This is a genomic window from Rhizobium sp. PRIMUS64 (assembly GCF_023006465.1).
Lineage (GTDB): Bacteria > Pseudomonadota > Alphaproteobacteria > Rhizobiales > Rhizobiaceae > Rhizobium > Rhizobium leguminosarum.
In genome coordinates, this window is record NZ_JALBGX010000224.1 from 2,501 (window position 1) to 6,554 (window position 4,054).

Sequence of the window (4,054 nt, forward strand, 5' to 3'; positions counted from 1 at the left end):
ATAAAAGTTTTGCATCGGCTTCGAGCTGGTGCGTGTTCTGCATACATTGTGAAGAGAAGATTGATCTGGAGGCTTCCAGGTGTTGTGGGTTTTGCCCATGATGTCCGAGCCCAGTTCCTGTGAAACCATGGATGGCCTAGCCGGCCGGATGTGGTGGAGGAATTGGAGGTAGGTAGGAAGCTTGTCGCTCTGGATCGTCAGCGTAAACCGCGTAGCGGTTTATCGCGTGTTGTTCGTTGCCTTTGGGCATCGTCTGACGGACGATCGGATTACCGTTGCCTGACCGCGCGGTATCGGATCCAATCTCGAGAAGCTGGTCTTAAGACAGGCTGCAAGCGAGCTGCTCGGCGTAGCTCCAATAAAGCAGACCTGTCGAACACGTTAATGGCATTGTTGGATTGACTGGGTTGTAAAAGGTAACCCGGTCTGTTGCTGTTTCTTATGGAGCGAGCAACGAGATGATGAGCATTGGCAATGAGAACGATTAAGTGTCGTAAGGGCATTTGGTGGATGCCTTGGCATGCACAGGCGATGAAGGACGTGATACGCTGCGAAAAGCCGTGGGGAGCTGCGAATGAGCTTTGATCCATGGATCTCCGAATGGGGCAACCCACCTTAAATGCTTGGAAAATCATTCTGGTTGTCTGGCCTTTGGCCCGGCAACCCGAGTGGTTTCCAAGCATTGTGATAAGGTATCTACACCTGAATACATAGGGTGTAAGAAGCGAACGCAGGGAACTGAAACATCTAAGTACCTGCAGGAAAGGACATCAACCGAGACTCCGCAAGTAGTGGCGAGCGAACGCGGACCAGGCCAGTGGCAATTGTGATTAAAGTGGAACGCTCTGGAAAGTGCGGCCGTAGTGGGTGACAGCCCCGTACGCGTAGATATCATGATTGTCCTAGAGTAGGGCGGGACACGAGAAATCCTGTCTGAACATGGGGAGACCACTCTCCAAGCCTAAGTACTCGTGCATGACCGATAGCGAACAAGTACCGTGAGGGAAAGGTGAAAAGCACCCCGACAAGGGGAGTGAAATAGAACCTGAAACCGGATGCCTACAAACAGTCGGAGCCCGCAAGGGTGACGGCGTACCTTTTGTATAATGGGTCAACGACTTAGTGTAACAAGCAAGCTTAAGCCGGTAGGTGTAGGCGAAGCGAAAGCGAGTCTGAATAGGGCGATTTAGTTTGTTGCATTAGACCCGAAACCGAGTGATCTAGCCATGAGCAGGTTGAAGGTTGGGTAACACCAACTGGAGGACCGAACCCGCATCTGTTGCAATAGATTGGGATGACTTGTGGCTAGGGGTGAAAGGCCAATCAAACTCGGAAATAGCTGGTTCTCCGCGAAATCTATTTAGGTAGAGCGTCGAGCGAATACCCCCGGGGGTAGAGCACTGGATGGGCTATGGGGACTCACCGTCTTACTGATCCTAACCAAACTCCGAATACCGGGGAGTACTACTCGGCAGACACACGGCGGGTGCTAACGTCCGTCGTGAAAAGGGCAACAACCCTAACCTCCAGCTAAGGTCCCCAAGTCATGGCTAAGTGGGAAAGGATGTGAGGATCCCAAAACAACCAGGATGTTGGCTTAGAAGCAGCCATCATTTAAAGAAAGCGTAACAGCTCACTGGTCTAAATAAGGGTCTTTGCGCCGAAAATGTAACGGGGCTGAAGCCATGCACCGAAGCTGAGGATTTGCGAGCAATCGCAAGTGGTAGCGGAGCGTTCCGTAAGCTGATGAAGGGAGACCCGTGAGGGCTCCTGGAGGTATCGGAAGTGCGAATGTTGACATGAGTAACGATAAAGAGGGTGAGAGACCCTCTCGCCGAAAGACCAAGGGTTCCTGCTTAAAGTTAATCTGAGCAGGGTTAGCCGGCCCCTAAGGCGAGGCAGAAATGCGTAGTCGATGGGAACCACGTTAATATTCGTGGGCCTGGTGGTAGTGACGGATTGCACAAGTTGTTCATTCTAATTGGATTGGATGGGCAGCGGAGCGGTTCCAGGAAATAGCTCCACCGTATAGACCGTACCCGAAACCGACACAGGTGGTCAGGTAGAGTATACCAAGGCGCTTGAGAGAACTATGTTGAAGGAACTCGGCAAATTGCACGCGTAACTTCGGAAGAAGCGTGACCCCATGCTAGGCAACTATTATGGGGTGGCACAGACCAGGGGGTAGCGACTGTTTATCAAAAACACAGGGCTCTGCGAAGTCGCAAGACGACGTATAGGGTCTGACGCCTGCCCGGTGCTGGAAGGTTAAGAGGAGAGGTGCAAGCTTTGAATCGAAGCCCCAGTAAACGGCGGCCGTAACTATAACGGTCCTAAGGTAGCGAAATTCCTTGTCGGGTAAGTTCCGACCTGCACGAATGGCGTAACGACTTCCCCGCTGTCTCCAACATAGACTCAGTGAAATTGAATTCCCCGTGAAGATGCGGGGTTCCTGCGGTCAGACGGAAAGACCCCGTGCACCTTTACTATAGCTTTACACTGGCATTCGTGTCGGCATGTGTAGGATAGGTGGTAGGCTTTGAAGCGGGGACGCCAGTTTCCGTGGAGCCATCCTTGAAATACCACCCTTATCGTCATGGATGTCTAACCGCGGCCCGTTATCCGGGTCCGGGACAGTGTATGGTGGGTAGTTTGACTGGGGCGGTCGCCTCCGAAAGAGTAACGGAGGCGCGCGATGGTGGGCTCAGACCGGTCGGAAATCGGTCGTCGAGTGCAATGGCATAAGCCCGCCTGACTGCGAGACTGACAAGTCGAGCAGAGACGAAAGTCGGTCATAGTGATCCGGTGGTCCCGCGTGGAAGGGCCATCGCTCAACGGATAAAAGGTACGCCGGGGATAACAGGCTGATGACCCCCAAGAGTCCATATCGACGGGGTTGTTTGGCACCTCGATGTCGGCTCATCGCATCCTGGGGCTGGAGCAGGTCCCAAGGGTTTGGCTGTTCGCCAATTAAAGCGGTACGTGAGCTGGGTTCAGAACGTCGTGAGACAGTTCGGTCCCTATCTGCCGTGGGTGTAGGAATATTGACAGGATCTGTCCCTAGTACGAGAGGACCGGGATGGACATATCTCTGGTGGACCTGTTGTCCTGCCAAGGGCATAGCAGGGTAGCTATATATGGACGGGATAACCGCTGAAGGCATCTAAGCGGGAAACCCACCTGAAAACGAGTATTCCCTATCAGAGCCGTGGAAGACGACCACGTTGATAGGCCGGGTGTGGAAGTGCGGCAACGCATGAAGCTTACCGGTACTAATAGCTCGATCGGCTTGATCGTTCTCATTGACTATGCTCATCTCAAGGCGACCGCAAAGCGGTCGTCCGGATCGATGATGCAAGACCTTTGTCCTGACGCGCCAATGGCGCTGCGGACGGCCCGCGCTACCAAGCGCGACGGCCTCTGGCCTGTATGGGTGCCACAAGCATCCGCAGTCAGAAGAGGTTCCAAAGACGTGTTCAAAAAAAGAAAACAGGCTAATGCCTGCCAGCTTCTCAAAACATATAGTTGCGCTTTGCCGACCTGGTGGTTATGGCGGGGTGGCTGCACCCGTTCCCTTTCCGAACACGGCCGTGAAACGCCCCTGCGCCCATGGTACTTCGTCTTAAGACGCGGGAGAGTAGGTCGCTGCCAGGTCTGCAAAGCGCAACTAATCAATCTTCTCATCACTAAACAAACGGCCCAAAGCCGAAACAAAAGGGCCGCTCACAAAGCGGCCTTTCGTGTTATAATACACCAGCAAATCCCAGCGATTTGCGCATGGCGCGGGGTGGAGCAGCCCGTTCGGCCTGAAATCGATCCACTGGATCGATTCCTTCACGGCCTCACCTCGTCAGGCTACGCCTGACAGCGCTCCCGGGCTCAAACAGCTCGGAATACATTAACGCGGGGTGGAGCAGCCCGGTAGCTCGTCAGGCTCATAACCTGAAGGCCGCAGGTTCAAATCCTGCCCCCGCAACCAGATACACAAAGGCCCGCCTCGTGCGGGCTTTTGTGTATCTCGTAACGGGTCGAGGATTTAACGCCTCCTCAGGGG

At 53.9% G+C, this 4,054-nt stretch carries 1 protein-coding gene, 1 tRNA gene and 2 rRNA genes; 3 read left to right on the forward strand and 1 reads right to left on the reverse strand.

What is annotated here, in order from left to right:
• Positions 1-482: 482 nt before the first annotated feature.
• Positions 483-3,297 (forward strand): 23S ribosomal RNA (locus MOV76_RS37865).
• Positions 3,298-3,539: 242 nt separating this feature from the next.
• A 5S ribosomal RNA gene (rrf, locus tag MOV76_RS37870) occupies positions 3,540-3,654 on the forward strand.
• 13 nt (positions 3,655-3,667) lie between these two features.
• Here the strand turns inward: rrf and MOV76_RS37875 are convergent.
• A complete protein-coding gene (locus MOV76_RS37875) occupies positions 3,668-3,838 on the reverse strand; it encodes a hypothetical protein (protein ID WP_165403101.1) in 171 nt (56 codons plus the stop codon).
• Positions 3,839-3,902: 64 nt separating this feature from the next.
• Between MOV76_RS37875 and MOV76_RS37880 the strand changes: the two genes are divergently transcribed.
• A tRNA-Met gene (locus tag MOV76_RS37880) sits at positions 3,903-3,979 on the forward strand.
• Positions 3,980-4,054 lie beyond the last annotated feature (75 nt).